Annotated in this window: 23 protein-coding genes; 9 read left to right on the top strand and 14 right to left on the bottom strand. The window is 64.7% G+C overall.

Annotated features, from left to right (window positions below):
• Position 1: 1 nt before the first annotated feature.
• The 5 genes from GGR44_RS04645 (at position 2) to GGR44_RS04665 (ending at position 5,574) form a co-directional block, all read left to right on the top strand.
• Positions 2–1,543, top strand: a complete 1,542-nt coding sequence (locus tag GGR44_RS04645; protein WP_183954314.1) for a type II and III secretion system protein family protein — start codon at positions 2–4, stop codon at positions 1,541–1,543.
• Positions 1,544–1,560: 17 nt separating this feature from the next.
• Positions 1,561–2,214 (top strand): CpaD family pilus assembly lipoprotein, encoded by a 654-nt coding sequence (locus GGR44_RS04650; RefSeq protein ID WP_183954315.1) that lies wholly within the window; start codon positions 1,561–1,563, stop codon positions 2,212–2,214.
• Between the two features lies 1 nt (position 2,215).
• Positions 2,216–3,505 carry a nucleotide-binding protein gene (locus tag GGR44_RS04655; protein WP_183954316.1) on the top strand — a complete coding sequence of 430 codons (1,290 nt, stop codon included), beginning with the start codon at positions 2,216–2,218 and terminating at the stop codon, positions 3,503–3,505.
• A gap of 61 nt (positions 3,506–3,566) precedes the next feature.
• A complete protein-coding gene (locus tag GGR44_RS04660; RefSeq protein WP_183954317.1) occupies positions 3,567–4,565 on the top strand; it encodes a type II secretion system F family protein in 999 nt (332 codons plus the stop codon).
• Between the two features lie 16 nt (positions 4,566–4,581).
• A complete protein-coding gene (locus GGR44_RS04665; protein ID WP_183954318.1) occupies positions 4,582–5,574 on the top strand; it encodes a type II secretion system F family protein in 993 nt (330 codons plus the stop codon).
• Positions 5,575–5,694: 120 nt separating this feature from the next.
• Here GGR44_RS04665 and GGR44_RS04670 read toward each other — a convergent pair whose 3' ends face one another.
• The 5 genes from GGR44_RS04670 to GGR44_RS04690 all read right to left on the bottom strand — a co-directional run bounded on the left by GGR44_RS04670 (position 5,695) and on the right by GGR44_RS04690 (position 9,568).
• Entirely contained in the window at positions 5,695–6,384 is a 690-nt protein-coding gene (locus GGR44_RS04670; protein WP_183954319.1) for an aspartate/glutamate racemase family protein, read from the bottom strand.
• Positions 6,385–6,468: 84 nt separating this feature from the next.
• Complete coding sequence (locus GGR44_RS04675) at positions 6,469–7,902, bottom strand: NAD(P)(+) transhydrogenase (Re/Si-specific) subunit beta (protein WP_183954826.1); 1,434 nt, start codon at positions 7,900–7,902, stop codon at positions 6,469–6,471.
• A 20-nt stretch (positions 7,903–7,922) separates the two neighbouring features.
• Entirely contained in the window at positions 7,923–8,207 is a 285-nt protein-coding gene (locus GGR44_RS04680) for an NAD(P) transhydrogenase subunit alpha part 2 (protein WP_009823552.1), read from the bottom strand.
• A 91-nt stretch (positions 8,208–8,298) separates the two neighbouring features.
• On the bottom strand, positions 8,299–9,420 hold the full coding sequence (locus tag GGR44_RS04685) for an NAD(P) transhydrogenase subunit alpha (protein ID WP_183954320.1): 1,122 nt from the start codon (positions 9,418–9,420) through the stop codon (positions 8,299–8,301).
• Positions 9,421–9,442: 22 nt separating this feature from the next.
• Positions 9,443–9,568, bottom strand: coding sequence for an aa3-type cytochrome c oxidase subunit IV (locus GGR44_RS04690; RefSeq protein WP_343052295.1), 126 nt, complete (start codon positions 9,566–9,568; stop codon positions 9,443–9,445).
• Between the two features lie 152 nt (positions 9,569–9,720).
• Here GGR44_RS04690 and GGR44_RS04695 point away from each other — a divergent pair, with 152 nt between their 5' ends.
• From GGR44_RS04695 to GGR44_RS04705, 3 genes are read left to right on the top strand one after another with little or no spacing between them, the layout of a single operon-like run.
• On the top strand, positions 9,721–11,157 hold the full coding sequence (locus GGR44_RS04695) for a sigma-54-dependent transcriptional regulator (protein ID WP_183954322.1): 1,437 nt from the start codon (positions 9,721–9,723) through the stop codon (positions 11,155–11,157).
• A gap of 47 nt (positions 11,158–11,204) precedes the next feature.
• Complete coding sequence (locus GGR44_RS04700; RefSeq protein WP_183954323.1) at positions 11,205–11,981, top strand: SDR family NAD(P)-dependent oxidoreductase; 777 nt, start codon at positions 11,205–11,207, stop codon at positions 11,979–11,981.
• 41 nt (positions 11,982–12,022) lie between these two features.
• Complete coding sequence (locus GGR44_RS04705) at positions 12,023–12,628, top strand: hypothetical protein (protein ID WP_425511297.1); 606 nt, start codon at positions 12,023–12,025, stop codon at positions 12,626–12,628.
• 5 nt (positions 12,629–12,633) lie between these two features.
• On the opposite strand, the gene folP is transcribed toward GGR44_RS04705, so the two are convergent.
• Together folP and GGR44_RS04715 are read right to left on the bottom strand one after the other, a co-directional pair.
• Entirely contained in the window at positions 12,634–13,758 is a 1,125-nt protein-coding gene (gene folP / locus GGR44_RS04710; protein WP_183954324.1) for a dihydropteroate synthase, read from the bottom strand.
• A gap of 8 nt (positions 13,759–13,766) precedes the next feature.
• Entirely contained in the window at positions 13,767–14,891 is a 1,125-nt protein-coding gene (locus GGR44_RS04715) for a site-specific DNA-methyltransferase (RefSeq protein ID WP_183954325.1), read from the bottom strand.
• A 289-nt stretch (positions 14,892–15,180) separates the two neighbouring features.
• Here GGR44_RS04715 and GGR44_RS04720 point away from each other — a divergent pair, with 289 nt between their 5' ends.
• Positions 15,181–15,522 (top strand): ArsR/SmtB family transcription factor, encoded by a 342-nt coding sequence (locus tag GGR44_RS04720; RefSeq protein WP_183954326.1) that lies wholly within the window; start codon positions 15,181–15,183, stop codon positions 15,520–15,522.
• Here GGR44_RS04720 and GGR44_RS04725 read toward each other — a convergent pair.
• The 7 genes from GGR44_RS04725 to GGR44_RS04755 form a co-directional block, all read right to left on the bottom strand.
• Positions 15,519–16,118: a ribonuclease HII gene (locus tag GGR44_RS04725; protein WP_183954327.1), complete on the bottom strand. Its 600-nt coding sequence runs from the start codon at positions 16,116–16,118 to the stop codon at positions 15,519–15,521. The genes GGR44_RS04720 and GGR44_RS04725 overlap by 4 nt on opposite strands.
• A complete protein-coding gene (gene thiD, locus GGR44_RS04730; protein WP_183954328.1) occupies positions 16,111–16,872 on the bottom strand; it encodes a bifunctional hydroxymethylpyrimidine kinase/phosphomethylpyrimidine kinase in 762 nt (253 codons plus the stop codon). Before thiD ends, GGR44_RS04725 begins: the two co-directional genes overlap by 8 nt.
• Positions 16,869–17,093 (bottom strand): DUF1272 domain-containing protein, encoded by a 225-nt coding sequence (locus GGR44_RS04735; RefSeq protein WP_183954329.1) that lies wholly within the window; start codon positions 17,091–17,093, stop codon positions 16,869–16,871. The genes thiD and GGR44_RS04735 overlap by 4 nt, the downstream gene beginning before the upstream one ends.
• Entirely contained in the window at positions 17,086–17,757 is a 672-nt protein-coding gene (locus GGR44_RS04740; RefSeq protein WP_183954330.1) for a hypothetical protein, read from the bottom strand. Before GGR44_RS04740 ends, GGR44_RS04735 begins: the two co-directional genes overlap by 8 nt.
• Positions 17,754–19,094 carry a phosphoglucosamine mutase gene (glmM, locus tag GGR44_RS04745; RefSeq protein ID WP_183954331.1) on the bottom strand — a complete coding sequence of 447 codons (1,341 nt, stop codon included), beginning with the start codon at positions 19,092–19,094 and terminating at the stop codon, positions 17,754–17,756. Before glmM ends, GGR44_RS04740 begins: the two co-directional genes overlap by 4 nt.
• A gap of 171 nt (positions 19,095–19,265) precedes the next feature.
• Positions 19,266–19,448, bottom strand: a complete 183-nt coding sequence (locus GGR44_RS04750) for a CsbD family protein (RefSeq protein ID WP_183954332.1) — start codon at positions 19,446–19,448, stop codon at positions 19,266–19,268.
• Between the two features lie 234 nt (positions 19,449–19,682).
• The gene (locus GGR44_RS04755; RefSeq protein ID WP_183954333.1) at positions 19,683–20,186 is read right to left on the bottom strand and encodes a hypothetical protein; all 504 of its coding nucleotides are present in this window, start codon (positions 20,184–20,186) and stop codon (positions 19,683–19,685) included.
• Positions 20,187–20,209 lie beyond the last annotated feature (23 nt).

Genomic DNA, 20,209 nt, shown 5'->3' on the forward strand with positions numbered 1-20,209 from the left:
GATGAAGGGGACCACCAAATTTTCCGGCCTGGGCGCCCTGCGCCCCATGCTGGGCGCAACCGCCGCCATCGGCCTGATCTTCGGATCGGTCGCCCTGCCCACCGCTTCGGTTGAGGCCGCGCCCGCCATGCAGGACAATGCGATCCTGCTGTCGGTCGGCGGCAGCCGCGTCGTCAACCTGCCGGGCCGGATGTCGGACGTGGTGATCGGCGATCCTGAAGTCGCCGACGTGCATGTCCGTTCGCAGAACCAGCTTTACCTGATCGCGAAAAAGCCGGGCGAAACCACGGTTTATGCGACCGCCAAGGATGGCAAGGTGCTGTTTTCCGGCGTCGTCCGGGTCGGCAACAACCTGACCAGCATCGACCAGATGCTCCGGCTCGCCATGCCCGAAGCCGCCATCACCGTCAGCAAGATGAACGGCATGGTCCTGTTGACCGGCACGATCAAGGCGCCAGAGGACGCGGCCGAGGCCGAACGCCTCACGCAAGCCTTCGTCGGCAAGGACGTGACCGTCGTCAGCCGCCTGCGCATGGCGACCCCGCTGCAGGTGATGTTGCAGGTCAAGATTTCGGAAGTCAGCCGCGATCTGGTGCACAAGATCGGCACCAACATCACGGGCCTTGGCACCGGTTCGGGCAGCTTCACCGGCTATATCGGCCGTTCGACGCGCAACGCCATCACCGACAATGGCGCCTTTCCCGGCGCGCCGGGCGACATCACCCGCTCGGTGACCTTCAACCAGCCTGCTGACAGCTCCACGACCATCGGCTTCCTGGCCAAGATGTTCGGCATGGACGTGGCGGGCGCGCTCGATCTGGCCGAAAACAGCGGCCTTGCGACCTCGCTCGCGCAACCGAACCTGACGTCGCTGTCGGGTGAAACCGCCAGCTTCCTGGCTGGCGGCGAATATCCCTACACCATCAACAACGGCCCCAGTTCGGGCAACAGCATCGAATTCAAGCAATATGGCGTGCAGCTGGCCTTCACGCCGACCGTGCTTTCGGACGGCCGCATCTCGTTGCGGGTCCGGCCGACCGTTTCCGAACTGGACTTCACCGTCAACGCCAGCGTCCCCGCGCTGCGCAGCCGCTCAGCCGAAACCACGGTGGAACTGGGGTCGGGTCAGGCCTTCATGATCGCGGGCCTGCTGGACAACAAGACCAGCAACTCGATCAACAAGGTGCCCGGCCTTGGCAACATCCCCATTCTGGGCAGCCTGTTCAAATCGCGCAGCTTCCAGCGCAACGAAACGGAACTGGTCATCGTCGTCACCCCTTACCTGGTGAAGCCGATGAACGCGTCCGACGTGCACCTGCCGACCGATGGCTTCCGCAACGGCACGGTGGCGCAGGGGCTCCTCCTGCAGCAGGGCGCCGACGGCGTGTCCGGCGCCAGGGGCGAACAACCCACCCGCGCGCCGGGCGCTCCAGTTCCCAATCCCGGACCGCAGGCCAGCGCCGCCACGCCCGCCACTCTCGCCCGCAACGAACCCAAGCGTTCGGGCAAATCCGGCGCCGCCGCGCCCGGCTTCAGCTTCTGATCGGAAGGACGATAACGATGTCGCGCAAAGCCCCTTTCACCATCGTCCCCCTGGCGCTGATCGCTGCGCTGGCCGTGCCCGCGCATGCCGCACCGCCCAAGGAGAATCGCGGCGTCGGTTCGGTGCATCAACCGGTGGTCAGCTATGCCGCCTATACTTATGACGTGCGGTCTGCCGCCGATGGCGGCCTGACCGGCGCAGAGGCCCAGCTGCTTGAAGACTGGCTGGTTTCCATCGGCCTTGGCTATGGCGATCAGGTCGCCATCGTGACCGACGCAGGCTATTTCAGCCCCTCGCTTCAGGAAGGCGTGGCGAATGTCGTGGCCCGCCACGGCCTGCTGATCGGCGAAGACAGTTCCGCCGCCGCCGGCGCCGCGCCGCAAGGCAGCGTTCGCATCATCGTGCGCCGCGCCAACGCCAGCGTGCCTGGTTGCCCCAATTGGCGATCAAAGGCGGAAACGAACATGTCGCTGCCGACATCCTCCAATTTCGGCTGCGGCGTGAACAGCAACTGGGCCGCCATGGTCGCCAATCCGGAAGATCTGGTGCGCGGCCAGGGCAGCGAGAGCGACCTGCGCACGGCGACGTCGAACCGCGCCATCACCATCTATCGCGAAAAGGCCCCGACCGGCGCGGGCGACCTCAAGCAACTCCAGGCGGAGGGCAATTAAGATGAACGCACCCTGGAAACCCGGCCTCAACGCGCCGCGCGACCCCTTTCATGCCTTTGTCTGCGACGATCACAGCTATGATCTGCTGCGCGTCGTCACCGCCGAAATGGGCTGGGCGCCGGAAAAGGTCCACAAGGGCGGCCTGCGCAACGCGGTTCAGAGCCTGTCGATCAGCGCCAGCCCGCAGATCCTGTTCGTCGACATGTCGGAAAGCGGCGATCCGCTGAACGACATCAACAGCCTGGCCGAAGTGTGCGAGCCGGGCACGGTGGTGATCGCCGCCGGTCAGGTCAACGACGTGCGCCTCTATCGCGACCTCGTCGCCAGCGGCATTCAGGACTATCTGCTCAAGCCCTTTGGCGCCGACCAGTTGCGCGACGCGCTGACGCAGGCGCAGGCCGTGTTCATGGCGCCGCGCGACGCTGCGCCCGAACGCCCGCACGTCACCGTCGCCGTCATCGGCACGCGTGGCGGCGCTGGCGCATCGACCATCGCCACCTCGATGGCCTGGATGCTCAGCGAAAAGAAGAAGCGCCCCACTGCGCTGCTTGACCTGGATGTGCATTTCGGCACGGCGGCGCTGGCGATGGACCTGGAGCCGGGCCGCGGCCTGACCGACGCCATCGAAAATCCCAGCCGCATCGACGGGCTGTTCATTGAACGCGCCATGGTCCGCGCCAGCGACACGCTGGCGATCCTGTCGGCCGAAGCGCCGATCAGCCAGGCGTTGATGACCGACGGCGGCGCTTTCTACCAGTTGCTGGAGGAATTCCGCCTCGCCTTCGAATGCAGCGTCATCGACATGCCGCGCTCCATGCTGATCCAGCACCCGCACCTGATGTCCGACGTGAATGTCGCCGTCATCGCCACGGAACTGACGCTGGCCGCAGCGCGCGATACGATCCGGCTTTTGTCGTGGATGAAGACCAATGCGCCCCAGGCGCAGGTGCTGGTCGTCGCCAACCGCGTGCAGGCGCCGACGCCCGAAATCAGCCGCAAGGATTTCGAACAGTCGATCGAACGCAAGATCGACGTCATCATCCCCTATGACCAGAAACTCGGCGCGCAGGCGGCCAAGCTGGGCAAGACGCTGGCCGAAACCGCCAAGGGCGGCAAGATCGGCGCCGCCTTCGCCACTCTGACGGATTTGGCGCTGGGCGCAGCCGAGGACAGTACCGGCGACGCCGCCAAGACGGGTAAGAAAAAGGGCGACTCGCTGCTGGGCAAGATCAGCGATCTCAAGAGCCTGATCCCGGCCCGTAACAAGGAAAAGGTGCCGCTGGGCGACTGATCCCGCGACCACCGGCGCCAGACGCGCCAACATGATGTTTTTCGAGGAAGCAGGCTGAAACATGGACGGCAATGTCATCATAATGGCGGTACTGCTGGTGAGCATGGTCGGCCTGCTGTTCCTGGCGCTGGCCGGCCCGTCGCCCGACAAGGCGCGCAAGCGCCGCATGGCCCTGATCCGCGGGCGGCACAGCGATTCGGCCGAAGCGATGCTGGAAGCGCGGATGCGCAAGGCGATTTCGTCGCGCCCGTCCGGCACCGAGCTGAAAATGCTCACTTCGCTGGTGCCCAATCCGGAAAACATGACCAAGCGCCTGTTGATGACGGGCCGCAAATGGACGCTCAGCCAGTATATGATGACCTGCGCGATCATTGCGCTGGTTCTCGCCGCGCTGCTGATGCTGCGCGGCTTCCCGCCGCTGCTGGCCCTGTTCGTCGGGCTGGCCGGCGGCCTTGGCCTGCCGCACTGGTGGGTGGGCCGCCTGATTTCCAGCCGCGTCCAGAAATTCACCGCCAAATTCCCTGATGCTTTGGAACTGCTGACCCGCGGTCTGCGCTCGGGCCTGCCGATCGCCGAAACGCTGGGTATCGTGTCGAGCGAAATTCCGGGGCCGGTGGGCGAGGAATTCCGCCTTATCACCGAACGCATCAAGATCGGCCGGACGATGGAGCAGGCGCTTCAGGAAACCGCCGACCGGCTGGGCACGCCCGAATTCCAGTTTTTCGTCATTACCCTGGCGATCCAGCGGGAAACCGGCGGCAACCTTGCCGAAACCCTGTCGAACCTGGCCACCGTGCTGCGCCAGCGCGCGCAGATGAAGCTCAAGATCCGCGCCATGTCGTCGGAATCGAAGGCGTCGGCCTATATCATCGGCGTGCTGCCGTTCCTGGTGTTCGGCATGATCTGCTATATCAACTACAACTATATGAGCCCCTTCTTCACGCCCGACCCGACCGGCCTGTTCGGTCTGTCCACGATGCAGCTGGTGGGCATTGGCGGCATGTGCTGGATGGGCATCGGCGCCTTCATCATGGCGCAGATGGTCAATTTCGAGATCTGAAGGGGAGGATTGATCCATGGACGCAGCACCTCCTCCCGGCACCACCCTGATGGGCATGACGGCCACCGATTTCGGCACATTGCTGGCGGCGCTGGCGACCCTGGCCGTGCTGATCGCGATCTATATGGTGATGACCGTGCGCGACCCGATGGCCAAGCGCGTCAAGGCGCTGAACGAACGGCGGGAGCAGCTCAAGGCGGGCATCACCGCGTCGGTGACCAAGCGCCGCGCCAAGCTGGTGAAGAAGAACCAGACGACCGATCAGATGCGGTCCTTCCTGTCGAACCTCAAGGTATTGCAGGACGACCAGTTGAAGGACGCCCAGATCCGACTGGCGCAGGCCGGCATCCGGTCGAAGGACTGGGCGGTCGCCGTCATTTTCGGCCGCATGATCCTGCCCATCGTCATCGGCGGCACCGCCGCGCTGCTGATCTATGGCGTCGATTTCTGGCCCGACTGGGGTCCGTTCAAACGCTTCATGGCCTTCGCCTTCGCGCTGCTCCTGGCTTACAAGGCGCCCGACATCTATATCGACAACAAGGTGCAGAAGCGGTCGGCCGCGATCCGCAAGGGCCTGCCCGACGCGCTCGACCTGCTGGTCATCTGCGCCGAAGCGGGCCTGACCGTCGACGCCGCCTTCAACCGCGTGGCGCGCGAACTGGGCAAGGCCTATCCGGAACTGGGCGACGAGTTTCAACTGACCGCCATCGAACTGTCCTTCCTCACCGAACGGCGCATGGCGTTTGAAAACCTCGCCACCCGCGTCAAGCTGGACGCGGTGAAGGGCGTGGTGACCACCATGATCCAGACAGAGAAATATGGCACGCCGCTCGCCTCGGCCCTGCGCGTGCTGTCGGCCGAATTCCGCCACGAACGCATGATGCGCGCGGAAGAAAAGGCCGCCCGCCTGCCCGCCATCATGACGGTGCCGCTGATCCTCTTCATCCTGCCGACCCTGTTCGTCGTCATCCTGGGTCCGGCGGCCTGCTCGATCAGCACCGCCTTCTGACAATCGCACTGGCGAAGGGACGCTGCCGTAGCGTTCCTTCGCAGGCCGATCGAAAAGGCGTGCATTCCCGGCCGGAATGCACGCCTTTCCTTGCTTGTGCTTTTCCTCGACTTCGCCGCATCATCCCAGAATGAAGTCGACCCCCGCCCGCGCATGAATCGCCGTGCTGTCGTAAATGGGCAGGACATTGGCTTTCACATCGACGATCAGTTCCAGTTCGGTACAGGCCAGCACCACCGCCTGCACATCCTGCTTGGCGATGTCGGTCAGTTCCGACTTCATGAACCGTTCGGATTCCTTGCTGACCTTGCCCACCGTCAACTCGCCATAGACGATCGCGTCAATGCGTTCGGCCAGTTCCATGTCGGGCGGCAGCAAGGACACGCCATGGGCGACCAGCCGCTGGCGATAGAATTTTTCGGTCATCACATTGCGCGTTCCGATGATCGCGGCGCGCTCGATGTCGTCCGCCTGCATCTTCTGCCCCACCGCCTCGGCGATATGAATGATGGGAACGTCGACCGCCGCCTGCACCGCATCATAAACGCGGTGCATCGAATTGGCGCAGATCATCAGGCGCTCGGCCCCGGCCTGCTCCAGCCGCTGCGCCGCGCCGATCAACTGCCCCGCCGCGCAATCCCAGTCATCCTGCGTGGCGCAACGGGCGACATCCGCGAAATTCAGGCTCTCGATCAGCAGCGGCGCGCTGCTCTGCCCACCCAGCGCGCGATGAACCGCCTTGTTGATGATTTCATAATAACGGGCGGTGGACGTCCAACTAATCCCGCCGATCAAACCGATCTTACGCATATATTCTTCCTTGCGCCCGCATATGAAAAGGGACGGCGGAGCGCCCTGCCCCGCCGTCCCGTTCATGGTTAGGGGAAGCGCGCGTTAGTGGGCAAGCCCCTTGACGATCTCTTCCACCATCTTCTTGGCGTCGGCCAGAAGCATCATGGTGTTGTCCATGTAGAACACTTCATTGTCGACGCCGGCATAGCCCGCCCCGCCCATGGAGCGCTTCACGAACAGCACCGACTTGGCGTTGGCGACGTCCAGGATCGGCATGCCATAGATGGGCGACGTCTTGTCGGTCTTGGCCGCCGGGTTGGTGACGTCATTGGCGCCAATGACGAAGGCGACGTCGGCCTGGCCGAATTCGCTGTTGATGTCCTCCAGTTCGAACACCTCGTCATAGGGCACGTTCGCTTCGGCCAGCAGCACGTTCATATGGCCCGGCATACGACCCGCCACAGGGTGGATCGCATATTTGACCGAAACGCCTTCCTTCTTCAGCAGGTCGCCCATTTCACGCAGCGCGTGCTGCGCCTGGGAAACGGCCATGCCGTATCCGGGGACGATGATGACGCTGTCGGCCTGTTTCATCAGGAACGCCGCATCCTCCGCGCTGCCGCGCTTGTAGGGGCGGTCGACCGCCGCCGCGCCGCCGCCCGACGGGCCGCTTTCCGCGCCGAAGCCGCCGGCGATCACGCTGATGAAGCTGCGGTTCATCGCCTTGCACATGATGTAGGACAGGATCGCGCCCGAAGAGCCGACCAGCGCGCCGGTGACGATCATCGCGGTGTTGCCGAGCGTAAAGCCCATGGCCGCGGCCGCCCAGCCCGAATAGCTGTTCAGCATCGACACGACGACGGGCATGTCCGCGCCGCCGATGGGGATGATGAGCAGGAAGCCGATGATGAAGCTGAGCGCCGTCACCGTCCAGAACACCCAGGGCGACTGGTCGGTCACGAAATAGGCGATCAGGCCCAGGATCGCGGCCAGCGTGCCCAGGTTGATGACATGCCGGGCGGGCAGCATGATCGGCTTGCCCGACATGTTGCCATTGAGCTTCAGGAAGGCGATGACCGACCCGGAAAAGGTGATCGCGCCGATGGCGACGCCCAGCCCCATTTCAATGCGGCTGGCGTTGTGGATCTCACCGGTCAGCGCGTCGAGAATGCCGAACGCGCCGGGGTTGAGATAGGCGGCGGCGCCCACGAGCACGGCGGCGAGGCCGACGAGCGAGTGGAAGGCGGCGACCAACTGCGGCATGTCCGTCATCGCGATCCTGCGCGCGATCACAAACCCGATCACGCCGCCAATGGCGATGGCGCCGACGATTTCGGGCAGGCTGACGACATCATGGGTGTAAAGCGTGGTAGCGACGGCGATCGCCATGCCCGCCATGCCCATGCGGTTGCCGCGACGGCTCGACGCGGGGCTGGAAAGCCCGCGCAGCGCCAGGATGAAGAGGACGCCCGCGACCAGATAGGCCAGCGCGACGATGGGCGATGCGGCGACGCCGTCGGCGCCCGCAGCCGCCATGGAAATGATGGTGGAGAGCATCATTTGCGCTCCTTCTTCTTGTACATGGCGAGCATGCGTTCAGTGACAGCGAAGCCGCCGAAGATGTTGACGCTGGCGAACACAACGGCCAGCAGACCGAGATATTTCGCCGCCGCGCTGCCCGCTTCAGCCGACGCGACAAGCGCGCCGACAATGATCACGGATGAAATGGCGTTGGTGACCGCCATCAACGGCGTGTGGAGCGCCGGGGTCACCGACCAGACCACATAATAGCCGACGAAACACGCCAGCACGAAAATCGACAGGATGGAGATGAAGTCCATCGTTCCTACTCCCCGTTCGTTCCCAGCCTTTGCATCGGGAACGTCGCCCGCCGCCACCCCGTCCATCGGGACGAGCGGCGGGCCATTAGTATCAGCCCAGCAGCCGTTCGTTGACGACCTTGCCCCCTTGCGTCAGGCGGATGGCGTTGCCGATTTCATCGTCCAGCACCGGCGCATTCTTTTCCTTGTCCCAGAAGGCGGACAGGAAATTATAGAGGTTGCGCGCGAACAGGGCCGACGTGTCGGCGGCCAGACGGCTCGGCACGTTGCGATGCCCCACGATCTTGACGCCGTGGCGTTCCACCACTTCGCCCGCAACCGCGCCTTCGACATTGCCGCCCTGCTCGACGGCCAGATCGACGATGACCGAACCGGGCTTCATCGACGCGATCTGCGCATCGGTGATGAGGCGCGGCGCGGCGCGCCCGGGGATCAGCGCGGTGGTGATAACGATGTCCTGCTTGGCGATGTGGCTCGACACCAGTTCCGCCTGCGCGGCCTTATACTCGTCGGACATTTCCGTGGCGTAGCCGCCAGCGCCCTCGCCCTCGATCCCTGCGACCTTCTCCACGAAGATCGCCTTGGCGCCCAGCGATTCGATCTGCTCCTTCGTCGCGGCGCGCACGTCGGTGGCGCTGACCTGCGCGCCCAAACGGCGGGCGGTGGCGATGGCCTGAAGGCCCGCGACGCCGACGCCCATGACGAAACATTTGGCGGCCGAAACGGTGCCCGCCGCCGTCATCATCATCGGGAAGGCCCGGCCATATTCATAGGCCGCGTCCAGAACCGCCTTGTAACCCGACAGGTTCGACTGCGACGACAATATATCCATCGACTGGGCGCGGGTGATGCGCGGCATGAACTCCATCGCCAGCGCCTCGAAACCGGCGGCGGCATAGGCGTCGACGCGGGCGCGATCGCCAAAGGGATTGAGCCCGGCGGCGATCCATGCGCCCGGCTTCGCGCCGGTGATGCTGTCGGGCGCAGGCCCCTGCACGCCCAGGATGATGTCGGCGCCCGCCACGGTGGCGGCGCGGTCGCCAACGGCGGCGCCTGCGGCGGCATAATCGGCGTCGGCGATGGACGCGGTCAGGCCGGCGCCGGCCTCCACCGCAACTTCGGCGCCCAGAGCCTTGAACTTCTTGACCGTTTCAGGCGTGCCGGAAACGCGCCGCTCGCCAGCGGCCTGTTCCCGCAATATTGCTATTTTCATTATATCCCCTCCCCTCCGTCGATCAGCCGGAGATCAGCAAAACAACCAGCGCCGCGACGGCGACAGATACAGCCGTGCCCACCTTCACAAAGGTGATGAAGCTCGAATAGGTCGAGTTGGCGCTCTTCATATCCATGCCCGAAGCCATTTATTTTCCCCTGTAAAACGCGATTCCGCATTCCTCTTATCGTCAACCTCCCCCCTCAACAACCCGGCTTGGGCACAAGAAAATCTATCAGGTTAAGCGCCCCTTTACCCCCTGCCCCTACTATCCGTCGCCTAGGGTAATTGAGGGGTTCAATGACACGCGACGGCATACCGATGCTGATGCTGATAGACGACGAACCGGCCCAGAGGCGGCTGGTTTCGGCGCTTGCGGCGCGCGCGGGGTGGCGCACCATCCATGCCGGCGACGAGGAAACCGCCATCGCCATGCTGGGCACGCAGGACGGGATGCAGCTCGATGCGGTGGTGCTGGATCAGTGGAGTCCCAATTTTGATCCCGTCATCACGATCCGTGCGATTCGCGAAAGACGACCTGCTCTGCCCGTATTGGTGCTGACCGCGCATAATGATGTCGCCGTCGCGGTTGCGGCGATGCGCGCGGGGGCGACCGATTATCTTTCCAAGCCGATCGCGCCCGACCGCCTGCTCGCCGCGCTCAACGCGACCCTGGCGGAAGGCGCGCCCAAGGGCGAGCTTCGCCCGTTGACCGAAAAGATCACCGCGCCCCTCTCCTTCGAGGATGTCGTCGGCTCCGCCCCCCAATTTCGCGCGGCGCTGGCCGTCGCGGCAAAGGCGGCGCGCGCGCGCGTGCCCGTGTTGATCGAAGGGGAAAGCGGCGTCGGCAAGGATGTGATCGCCCGCGCCATCCACGCCGCGTCGCCCCGCCATCGTCAGGCGATGGTCGCCGTCAATTGCGGCGCCATTCCCGTCAATCTGGTCGAATCGGAGCTGTTCGGCCATGAACGCGGCGCCTTTACCGGCGCATTCGAACGGCATGTCGGCAAATTCGTCGCCGCCGACACGGGCACCATCTTTCTGGACGAGGTCAGCGAATTGCCGCTCGACGCGCAGGTCAAGCTGCTGCGCGTGCTTCAGGATGGCGAGGTTCAGCCCGTCGGCGCGCGCATGAGCCATCATGTCGATGTCCGCGTGATCGCCGCGACCAACAAGCGGCTGGCGCAGGAGGTCGAGGCCGGCCGCTTCCGCGAGGATCTCTATTATCGCCTGAATGTCGTCCAGTTGACCGTGCCGCCGCTGCGCGAACGCATGGGCGACATACCCGCGCTGTGCCGCCACCTGATGGCGCGGATCGCGACCCAACCCGGCCTGCGCAGCCTGGGCCTGACCGGCGATGCGCTGGCGCTGCTGATGCGGCATGACTGGCCGGGCAATGTCCGCCAGTTGCAGAACGCCCTGTTCCGCGCCGCCGTGCTGTGTGAAGGCGACGCCCTGACCCCGCAGGATTTCCCGCAGATCGCCGCGCAGATCGAACTCAAGACCAGCGACACCCAGCGCCCCGCCCCTGGCCCGGCGGCGGAGGATGCGGGCGGCATCACCCTGTTCGAAGGGGACGGCCATGTCCGCCAGCTTGCCGAAATCGAGGCCGACGTCATCCGCCTCGCCATCGGCCATTATCGCGGCCGCATGACCGAAGTCGCCCGGCGTCTGGGCATCGGCCGGTCGACCCTCTATCGCAAACTCGCCGAACTGGGCATTGAATCGGCCGCCTGACCATCGCGGAACTGGCCAATCCGGCGGCGACCCCGTAACCGACAGCCATGGCAGGGATTTTCCACGGACAGAGCGCGCTGGTCACCGGCGCGGCATCGGGCATCGGGCTGGCGATCGCGCAGGCGCTGGCCGATGGCGGCGTCGCCCGGCTGGTGCTGAACGATTGCGATGCAGACAGGCTGGCGCAGGCGCGCGACGCGCTGGCGCGGCCCGGCCTCGCCATCGACCTGTTGCCCGGTTCCGTCGACGATCCGGCGCTCTGGCGGGCGGCTACCCCCTTGCTGGCGGGCATCACATTGGGCGTCGCCAATGCCGGCATCGCCGACAATGGCGCCATCGACACTATGGATTTCGACGCCTGGCGGCGGGTGCTGGGCGTCAATCTCGACGGCTGTTTCCTGTCGCTTCAGGCCATGATGCTGGCGATGATCGCCGGGGAACAGGGTGGATCGATCATCGTCACCGCGTCGGTTTCGGGCATGAAGGCGGAACCCGGCACAGCCGCCTATGCCGCATCCAAGGCGGCGGCCCTGCACCTGATGCGCGTCGCCGCAAAGGAGGGCGCGCCGCATCGCATCCGCGTCAACGCCATCGCGCCGGGGGGCGTGGAGACCCCGATCTGGTCAACCACGCCCTTTTTCCGCGACATGGTCGCCGATCTGGGGAGCGAGGACGCAGCCTATGCCGCCCTGTCGCAGGATACGCCGCTCGGCCGGTTCGCCCGGGCGGAGGAAATCGCGGCGCAGGCCGCCTTCCTGCTGTCCACGGCCGCCGGGCCGACGACCGGAACCGTGCTGGTCTGCGACGGGGGATACAGCCTGTGACGTTGAAAAGCCCGCCCGCCTATGCTTTGAGTTCAGTCACCATGATGAACCGCGCCTCCCCCCTGATCGCCGCCCTGCCCCTGATCCTGCTGGCCGCCTGCGCGCGGCAGGAACCGGTCGGCAACCTGCCCGACGACAACGCCATAGCCGCCGCCGTCAACGCCGCCGCCGCACCCATCGCGCAAACGCCCCCGGCCGATCGCATCTATGTCGACCCCAAACATGGCTTTTCGGTCACCATGCCCGAAGGCTGGATCCGCGACGCATCGGCCGACAATGCCGATGGCGTCGTCTACAAGGATCCCGGCGCAGGCGCGGACGTGCGCGTCTTCTGGCAGGCGAACGCCAATGACCAGGATCTGCAACAGATTGTCGAGGCGGTGAACGACGGTTCGGACTCGGTCGAAGGCGATTTTCTGGGCGACAATGAATATCGCGGCTCCGCCACCGATGGCGAAGGCAACGCCGTGGTCGTGCGCCTGCTGAAACAGGCGGACGGGTCGATCGTCACCGCGACATTCGTCTATCCCGAAATGCTGGGCGAACAATATCGGCCGATCGCGCAGCAGGTGCTCGACAGCCTGAAACTGGGCGCGCCCGTAAAGGCGGAAAGCGCGGCGGCGGACGGCAACAGCGCCGCCCGCTGACGACTTCAGCCGCCGGTCAGCGCCGCGTCGCGCAGGCCCCGCCACACATGCAGCGCCTGCACCGTTTCGGGCACGTCATGCACGCGCACCATCTGCGCGCCGAAATCCGCCGCCTTGACGGCCAGCGCCAGCGACCCGCCCAGCCGGTCGGCGGCGGGCACTTCGTTGGACAATGCGCCGATCATCCGCTTGCGGCTGCCCGCGAACAGCAACGGCACGCCCAGCCCCTGGAGCATCGCCAGCCGGTTCACCAGCGCCAGATTGTCGGCCAGCGACTTGCCGAAACCCAGACCGGGATCGACCATGATCTTCTCGCGCCCGATGCCCGCCGCGACGCAGGCGGCGATCCGCGCCTCCAGCGCGTCGAACACATCGGTCACCGGATCGGCATAGCCGCCCGTCGGGCCGACATGCGGATCGTCGCCCGATGATGGCGCGTGCATCAGGATGACGGGGCAACCCGCGCGCGCCGCGACATCCGTGCTGCGCGGATCATGCTGCAAGGCGCTGACATCGTTGATGACGCGCGCGCCAGCGGCCAGCGCCGCCTCCATCACCGTCGCCTTGCGCGTGTCGATGGACATCGGCACGCCCGCCGCCGCCAGCCGCTCGATCACCGGCGCGACCCGCGCGATCTCGTCGCCTTCCCAGATTTTTTCGGCGCGCGGCCGGGTGGATTCGCCGCCCACATCGACCAGCGCCGCGCCCGCCGCGACCATGGCGAAACCGGCGTCGGCGGCCGCCTGCGGATCGTCAAGATATCGGCCGCCGTCCGAAAAACTGTCGGGCGTCATGTTGAGTATGCCCATCACCTGCGGCGCGTCGAAACGAATGGTGCGGTCGCCCAGCGCCATTGGCGGACGCTGCGCCGAAATGGCGGCGGCCAGCATCCGCGCCCGCTCCGCCAGCGCATCAGGCAGGCTCGCGAGGCAATCGTCGAACCGCGCGACCGGCACGGCGACCTTCGCCACCCGCCCCCGCCCGCGCATCGCGATCAGCTCATAACCCTGAAACCACAGCAGCCCGTTCCCCAGCCGCGCAACCCGCCCCTCCAGTCCGAAAGGACTGTCGGCAAACCAGATCGGCCGCAGGTAAAGCCGCGCGTCGGCAGGGATGGCCGGAAACTGCATGGCCGCCCTCAGGGCTCCGTCGCCAAAATATAGGTCTGGCGCAGCGCGTCGATCGGTTTCAGCCCGTCGGTCGCCTCATAATGCCAGAAGGTCCAGCCGTTGCAGGAGGGCGCGCCCTGCAACGTCGCGCCCATCTTGTGGATGGAGGCGCCTTCCGCGCCCATGGTCAGCGAGCCGTCCGCCCGCACCGTCGCGCGCCAGCGGCGCTTGATGTCGGTCAGCACGGCGCCCGGCGCGATATAGCCAGTTTCCACCAAAGTGCCAAAGGCGACCTTGGGCTGCTGGCGCGGGCTCTGCATGATCGACAACGCCGATTCATCGAGCGGCAACGCCGCCTCGATCCGCTCCAGCGCCGCCTCGATATAATCCTCCTGCCGCTCGATGCCGATCCACTGGCGGCCCAGCCGCCTGGCCACCGCGCCGGTGGTGCCGGTGCCGAAAAACGGATCGAGCACGATGTCGCCCGGCTTTGTGCAGGCCAGCATCACGCGATAGAGCAGCGCCTCGGGCTTTTGCGTCGGGTGCACTTTGTGCCCGCCCTTCTTCAACCGTTCCTGCCCGCCACAGATCGGCAGCACCCAGTCCGACCGCATCTGAAGCTCGTCGTTCAGCGTCTTCATCGCCTTGTAATTGAACGTATATTTGCTGTCCTCACCCTGACTGGCCCAGATCAGCGTTTCATGCGCATTGGTAAAGCGCGTGCCCCGGAAATTGGGCATCGGGTTCGCCTTGCGCCAGATGATGTCGTTAAGGATCCAGAAGCCTTCATCCTGCAACGCCGTGCCGACGCGGAAGATGTTGTGATAGCTGCCGATGACCCAGATGGTGCCGTTGGGCTTCAGGATGCGGCGCGCCTCCTTTAACCATGATTTGGTGAAACGGTCATAGGCGCCGAAGCTGTCGAACTTGTCCCAATCGTCGGTCACCGCGTCGACATGGCTGCCGTCGGGCCGGTTGAGGTCGCCGCCAAGCTGAAGATTATAGGGCGGGTCGGCAAAGATCATGTCGATGCAGGCGTCGGGCAGGCTGGCCATGTGCGCGATGCAATCGCCGCGCAGCAGGCGGTTAGCCTCCACGCTGTTTACCGCCGCAGCCTTTTTGCGCCGCGGCGCAACCCGTTCCAATACACCCATGAAATGCGCCCCTCTGTCCGCCTTGGGGATCAGCGATGAGTCCCGCGGAGTCAGCCGTCAAGATCAGCAGCTTAGGGCAAATCTTTCGCGAAATGGTTAACGCGATGAGAACGAAGCGGGGAACCACGAGATATAGAGTCGCAGCGACTCGGCATGACTCCATATGAAGTGGTGTGGCCGAAAAGACTCAAAGCTGCGCGGCGGCGGATTTTTTTGGTTAACGCCGCTTGCGCCGGCGAGAGGCGGGCCGGACTTGACCAAATCATAACCGCATGGTTATGACAGTTCCATGACCGAAGCATTACAGACCGGGCGTTCCGACGACCCGTGCGACGCCATTTTCAAGGCGCTGGCCGACGGCACCCGCCGCGCCCTGCTCGAACATCTGGTGCGCGAAGGCGAACAGAATGTCGTCGCGCTGACCGCCGTCGGGGGCGTATCGCAACCCATGGTGTCGCGCCACATGGGCAAGCTGAAACGTGCCGGACTGGTGACGGCCCGCCGCGCCGGTCGCGAAACCTGGTTCGCCGCCCGCGCCAAGGGCATGGCCCCGGTCGCGCAGTGGATGGCGGTCTATGGCGCGCTCTGGTCACAGCGTTTCGCGGCGCTGGAGGAACTGGAACCGGCCTAAATAAGAACAAGTTGCGCGACGGGCGCAAAGCTGCGGCGGTGCAGCGGGGTCGGGCCATGTTCGCGCAGCGCGGCCATGTGGCGGGCGCTGCCATAGCCCTTGTTCATTTCCCAGCCATAATGGGGATGGTCGGCGGCGGCGGCGACCATGATGCGGTCGCGCGCCTCCTTCGCCAGGATGGATGCAGCCGCGATAGACAGGCTTTTCGCGTCGCCCTCGACAATCGCCGTCGATGGCCAGCGCCAGGCCGGGCAGCGATTGCCGTCGACCAGCACATGGTCGCATTCCACCGTCAACGCCTCGACCGCGCGGGTCATGGCCAGCATCGTCGCCCACAGGATATTGAGGCTGTCGATCTCGTCCACGCTCGCCATCGCGACCGCCCAGCAATGCGCCCGCGCCTTGATCTCCGCCTCCAGCCTCGCCCGGCGCGCCGCGCTCAGCTTCTTGCTGTCGTTCAGGCCATCGGGGCAATTGGCGGGGTCGAGTATCACCGCGGCGGCCACGACCGGCCCGGCCAGCGGCCCGCGCCCGGCTTCGTCCACGCCCGCGACGAGGGCGGGATGGTGGAGCAGTTCATGGGCGAAATCAGGCATGGCGCGCGAAATCCAGCGGCGCGCCCATGGGGCCATGGCCGCCGCCCAGCCCCGGCGCGCAGACAAGCGCCGCCCGGACGAACAAGCGCGCCCGCGCAATGGCTTGCGGGAGCATCATGCCTTGCCCCAGTCCGGTCGCGATCGCGCTGGCCAGCGTGCAGCCGGTGCCATGGGTGTGCGGCGTGTCGATGCGCGGATCACGCCACTCCGTCACCAGCCCATCAGGCCCCAGCAGCCGGTCAACCAGCATCGCCCCCTCGCCATGGCCGCCCTTGGCCAGAACATGGGTGGCATGGCGCGCCGCAATCCCCTCCCCGCCCAGCGCGGCCAGTTCCGGCAGGTTGGGCGTCACCAGCGTGGCCAGCCCCATCAGTTGCTCGAACGCGGCGACAGTGTCGGCATCGGCCAGCGCCGATCCGCTGGTCGCCACCATCACCGGGTCAAAGACAATCGGCACGCCGTCGAGCCGCGCCAATCTTTGCGCAACCGCCGCCGCCGTGGCCGCCGATCCGATCATGCCGATCTTCACCGCGTCGACGCCGATGTCGCCGATACAGCTTTCCATCTGCGCCAGCACCATGTCGGTCGGCACCGGATGCACGCCCTGCACCCCCAGCGTATTCTGCGCGGTTATGGCGGTGATCGCTGTCATGGCATGGCCGCCCAGCAGCGTCACCGCGCGCATGTCCGCCTGAATGCCCGCGCCGCCGCCGCTGTCTGACCCGGCAATGACAAGGATGCGCGCGACGCTCATCCCCTGAAGCGCCGCTCCGTCGAGGCGGAGTTGGCGGCCAGCGCCTTGCCGGTGCGGGTCGGCCGGTCCATCAGTTCGCCGCCGCAATTGGGGCATCGGTCGTCCAGCGCCTCGGCGCAGGGCGCGCACCATGTGCATTCGAACGAACAGATAAACGCCCCCGGCTCATCGGCCGGCAGGTCGACGCCGCAGCGTTCGCAATCGGGCCGCATATCAAGCATGTGGATTAATCCGTTCTTCGTCCGCATGGTCTGCCTTGGCGGATATATCGGCGCCCGGTGCACTCACGACGCCGGCCCGCATCGACTCGCCTTCCCGTTCCTTCCTAGCCATGGCCATCATTGTATTTCGCCAGCCCCACATAAAACCCACCACTGGCGCGAGAATCGCCGCCAGGAAAACAAGCCCGCGCAACAGCCCGGTTGTTTCAAGAGAGAAATAAAATCCATAGCTGTCATAAATTCTGACCGCCAATATGAGCGCTGACGATACGCATGATGGGGCAAGAACATATAGAAATAGATTGGCTATGACCTTCGCGCTGGAAAGACTGTGCAGATGGAACTTTCGGTCAGATCGCGATGCCACCGCTGACCATTCCGGAACGCCCCGACTATCCTTGTAGCCGTTGAACGTGATGACCATGCGCTTGGCTTCCGATGCCAAATGATAGCTCGCGAACAAAGCAATACCGGTGCCATAGAGAGGAACGACAAGAATGGGCCAGCCGATGTCAATCAGGTCGGGCTTTACGAACGGCCCCAGAATTGCTGCTCCGACCAGCGCCCCCCAAATGTTGAAAGAGAGCCAAAATGTGCGGTGGCGATACTCCCATTCGCGCGCCAGCAATTCCACGCGATCCTTCTCGGTGAATTCGCCACTCACGCGGCGACCTTTTCCACCGCCGCACAGATGCGGTCGACCACGTCGCGCACCTGATCGGCGCTGTCGCCTTCGGCCATCACGCGGATCACCGGCTCCGTGCCCGACGGGCGGATGACGAGCCGCCCGGCGCCATCCAGTTCCTTTTCGGCCTGCGCGATCACGCGCTTCACCTCGTCATGCTCCAGCGGCTTGCCGCCGGCAAAGCGGACATTTTTCAGCAATTGCGGCACCGGGTCGAACTGGTGCAGCAATTCGCTGGCCGGGATGCCCGCGCGCACCAGCGCGGCCAGCACCTGCAACGCCGCCACCGTGCCGTCTCCGGTGGTCGCATAGTCGGACAGGATCATGTGGCCCGATTGTTCGCCGCCGACATTGAAGCCGCCCTGCCGCATCCGCTCCAGCACATAACGGTCGCCGACCCTGGTCCGCTCCAGCCCGATGCCCTGCCCCGCCAGATGCCGCTCCAGGCCCAGATTGGACATGACCGTCGCCACCAGCCCGCCGCCGCGCAGCATGCCCGCTCGGGCGAAGTTGGACGCGATCAGCGCCATGATCTGGTCGCCATCGACGATCTGGCCCTTTTCATCGACCACGATCAGCCGGTCGGCGTCGCCATCCAGCGCGATGCCGATGTCCGCGCCCGACGACACCACCGTTTCCTGGCACAGCATCGGCGCGGTCGACCCGCACCCGTCATTGACGTTGGTGCCATTGGGGCTGACGCCGACCGCCACCACCGTCGCGCCGAGTTCCCACAGGGCCGAAGGGGCGACCTGATAGGCCGCGCCATTGGCGCAATCGACCACGATCTTGAGCCCGTCCAGCCGCAGATCGGCGGGAAAGCTGGACTTGACCGCATGGATATAACGGCCGCGCGCATCCTCCACGCGGCGGGCGCGGCCAATGTCCTTGGACGCGGCGAGCGCAATATCCTGTTCCAGCAGCGCCTCGATCCGCAATTCATCCTCGTCCGACAGCTTGTAGCCGTCGGGGCCGAACAATTTGATGCCATTGTCGAAATAGGGGTTGTGGCTGGCGGAGATCATCACGCCCAGGTCGGCGCGCATGGAGTGGGCCAGCATGGCGACGGCGGGCGTCGGAATCGGGCCGAACTGCACCACGTCCATGCCCACAGCGGTGAACCCGGCGACCAGCGCATTTTCGACCATATAGCCCGACAGGCGCGTGTCCTTGCCAATGACGACGCGGTGCCGGTGCTGGCCGCGCAGAAAATGCGTGCCCGCAGCCATGCCGACCTTCATCGCCAGTTCGGCGGTCATCGGCCATTGGTTGGTGCGCCCGCGAATGCCGTCCGTGCCGAAATATTTTCTGCTCATAAGCCCCTGATCGCCATGATCGCGCCGCCATGATCGCGCCGTGAACTACCCCTCCCCCATAGCAATCTTTCCCGCACTTTCCACCAGCAGAGACAGGCTTTCAGACAAGCAAAGACCCCGGCTTCACCAGGAAGCCGGGGCCGCTGTTTCGCTTTGGCGCGCAGCGAAAAATCAGATCTTTTCGCCAAAGGCGCCCTTGACGGAACCCGCCATATCCTGCGCCGTGCCTTTCAGCTTCTGCGCCTTGCCTTCGGCCTCCAGCCGCTCATTGTCGGTGGCCTTGCCGACCTGTTCCTTCACGCTACCTGCGACCTTGTTGCCGGCGGCCTTCGCCTTGTCGATCATTTCACCCACGGGAAATCTCCTGCTTGTTGATGTTGCAGGCTAAACCCATGGGGCGGTCAGAAGGTTGCCACAGATACGACGGCGTAACGAGATGCCGAGGGCCGGGTCGACAAATTCAGCACTCGTTAAAGGGCAGATATGGGTGGGAAGCGGAATGTCGGGTGTTGGACATCTGATCCACAGTAGCTGACCTTGAGCAGTAAAATCGTCCGGCAAAAATCGCCGTCCGCCAAAATTCAGCACCTAGCGCTTGTTCGGCCACCACCAGAAGTTGATTATGATGTCGTTGCTGCCAAAGCTCACGCCGAAGTCAGCATGATCACCAGATATGTCCCTCACTGCATCTGCGAATTGGCCTATATCTTCTGATCTCAGCGGCATGACAAAAACATTGGCGGCAAGGCCAATGGATCCGCTTTCATCAAGATCATTGGCAATGCGGAGTTTGGCAGGAACATCGAGCCGGAATCCGTGACTACCGAAAATGCGATCCGCTCCCACCTCTTGGGGATCAGTTAGCGAGATAGTTCGATGAGCAGGGTTAGTCGAACTGGACAGAATATTGAACAATTCGATTAGGCTGGCGCAGCCTTCTTGATCTGCTGTGAAATGCCAACCGTGATACATCTTCGGAGCCTTGCGGTAGCGCCAAAGGCTAATGCGTCCTTCTTGCTGCCATGACCCGACTGTTTCTTCCATGTCGCCATGGTAGCAGGCGCACGAAGGCTTTCCATCAGATTTCGTCATTCAGCCCTCTCGTTGCCGTCGGC

Origin of the sequence: Sphingobium fontiphilum, from assembly GCF_014196635.1 — a bacterium.
In the GTDB taxonomy this organism is placed as follows: Bacteria; Pseudomonadota; Alphaproteobacteria; order Sphingomonadales; family Sphingomonadaceae; genus Sphingobium; species Sphingobium fontiphilum.

Excerpts from the sequence above, each read along its gene's own strand:
- GGR44_RS04645 (WP_183954314.1), top strand. The coding sequence starts at position 2 with ATGAAGGGGACCACCAAATTTTCCGGCCTGGGCGCCCTGCGCCCCATG.
- GGR44_RS04650 (WP_183954315.1), top strand. The coding sequence starts at position 1,561 with ATGTCGCGCAAAGCCCCTTTCACCATCGTCCCCCTGGCGCTGATCGCT.
- GGR44_RS04655 (WP_183954316.1), top strand. The coding sequence starts at position 2,216 with ATGAACGCACCCTGGAAACCCGGCCTCAACGCGCCGCGCGACCCCTTT.
- GGR44_RS04660 (WP_183954317.1), top strand. The coding sequence starts at position 3,567 with ATGGACGGCAATGTCATCATAATGGCGGTACTGCTGGTGAGCATGGTC.
- GGR44_RS04665 (WP_183954318.1), top strand. The coding sequence starts at position 4,582 with ATGGACGCAGCACCTCCTCCCGGCACCACCCTGATGGGCATGACGGCC.
- GGR44_RS04670 (WP_183954319.1), bottom strand. The coding sequence starts at position 6,384 with ATGCGTAAGATCGGTTTGATCGGCGGGATTAGTTGGACGTCCACCGCC.
- GGR44_RS04675 (WP_183954826.1), bottom strand. The coding sequence starts at position 7,902 with ATGGCGGCTGCGGGCGCCGACGGCGTCGCCGCATCGCCCATCGTCGCG.
- GGR44_RS04680 (WP_009823552.1), bottom strand. The coding sequence starts at position 8,207 with ATGGACTTCATCTCCATCCTGTCGATTTTCGTGCTGGCGTGTTTCGTC.
- GGR44_RS04685 (WP_183954320.1), bottom strand. The coding sequence starts at position 9,420 with ATGAAAATAGCAATATTGCGGGAACAGGCCGCTGGCGAGCGGCGCGTT.
- GGR44_RS04690 (WP_343052295.1), bottom strand. The coding sequence starts at position 9,568 with ATGGCTTCGGGCATGGATATGAAGAGCGCCAACTCGACCTATTCGAGC.
- GGR44_RS04695 (WP_183954322.1), top strand. The coding sequence starts at position 9,721 with ATGACACGCGACGGCATACCGATGCTGATGCTGATAGACGACGAACCG.
- GGR44_RS04700 (WP_183954323.1), top strand. The coding sequence starts at position 11,205 with ATGGCAGGGATTTTCCACGGACAGAGCGCGCTGGTCACCGGCGCGGCA.
- GGR44_RS04705 (WP_425511297.1), top strand. The coding sequence starts at position 12,023 with ATGATGAACCGCGCCTCCCCCCTGATCGCCGCCCTGCCCCTGATCCTG.
- folP (WP_183954324.1), bottom strand. The coding sequence starts at position 13,758 with ATGCAGTTTCCGGCCATCCCTGCCGACGCGCGGCTTTACCTGCGGCCG.
- GGR44_RS04715 (WP_183954325.1), bottom strand. The coding sequence starts at position 14,891 with ATGGGTGTATTGGAACGGGTTGCGCCGCGGCGCAAAAAGGCTGCGGCG.
- GGR44_RS04720 (WP_183954326.1), top strand. The coding sequence starts at position 15,181 with ATGACCGAAGCATTACAGACCGGGCGTTCCGACGACCCGTGCGACGCC.
- GGR44_RS04725 (WP_183954327.1), bottom strand. The coding sequence starts at position 16,118 with ATGCCTGATTTCGCCCATGAACTGCTCCACCATCCCGCCCTCGTCGCG.
- thiD (WP_183954328.1), bottom strand. The coding sequence starts at position 16,872 with ATGAGCGTCGCGCGCATCCTTGTCATTGCCGGGTCAGACAGCGGCGGC.
- GGR44_RS04735 (WP_183954329.1), bottom strand. The coding sequence starts at position 17,093 with ATGCTTGATATGCGGCCCGATTGCGAACGCTGCGGCGTCGACCTGCCG.
- glmM (WP_183954331.1), bottom strand. The coding sequence starts at position 19,094 with ATGAGCAGAAAATATTTCGGCACGGACGGCATTCGCGGGCGCACCAAC.
- GGR44_RS04755 (WP_183954333.1), bottom strand. The coding sequence starts at position 20,186 with ATGACGAAATCTGATGGAAAGCCTTCGTGCGCCTGCTACCATGGCGAC.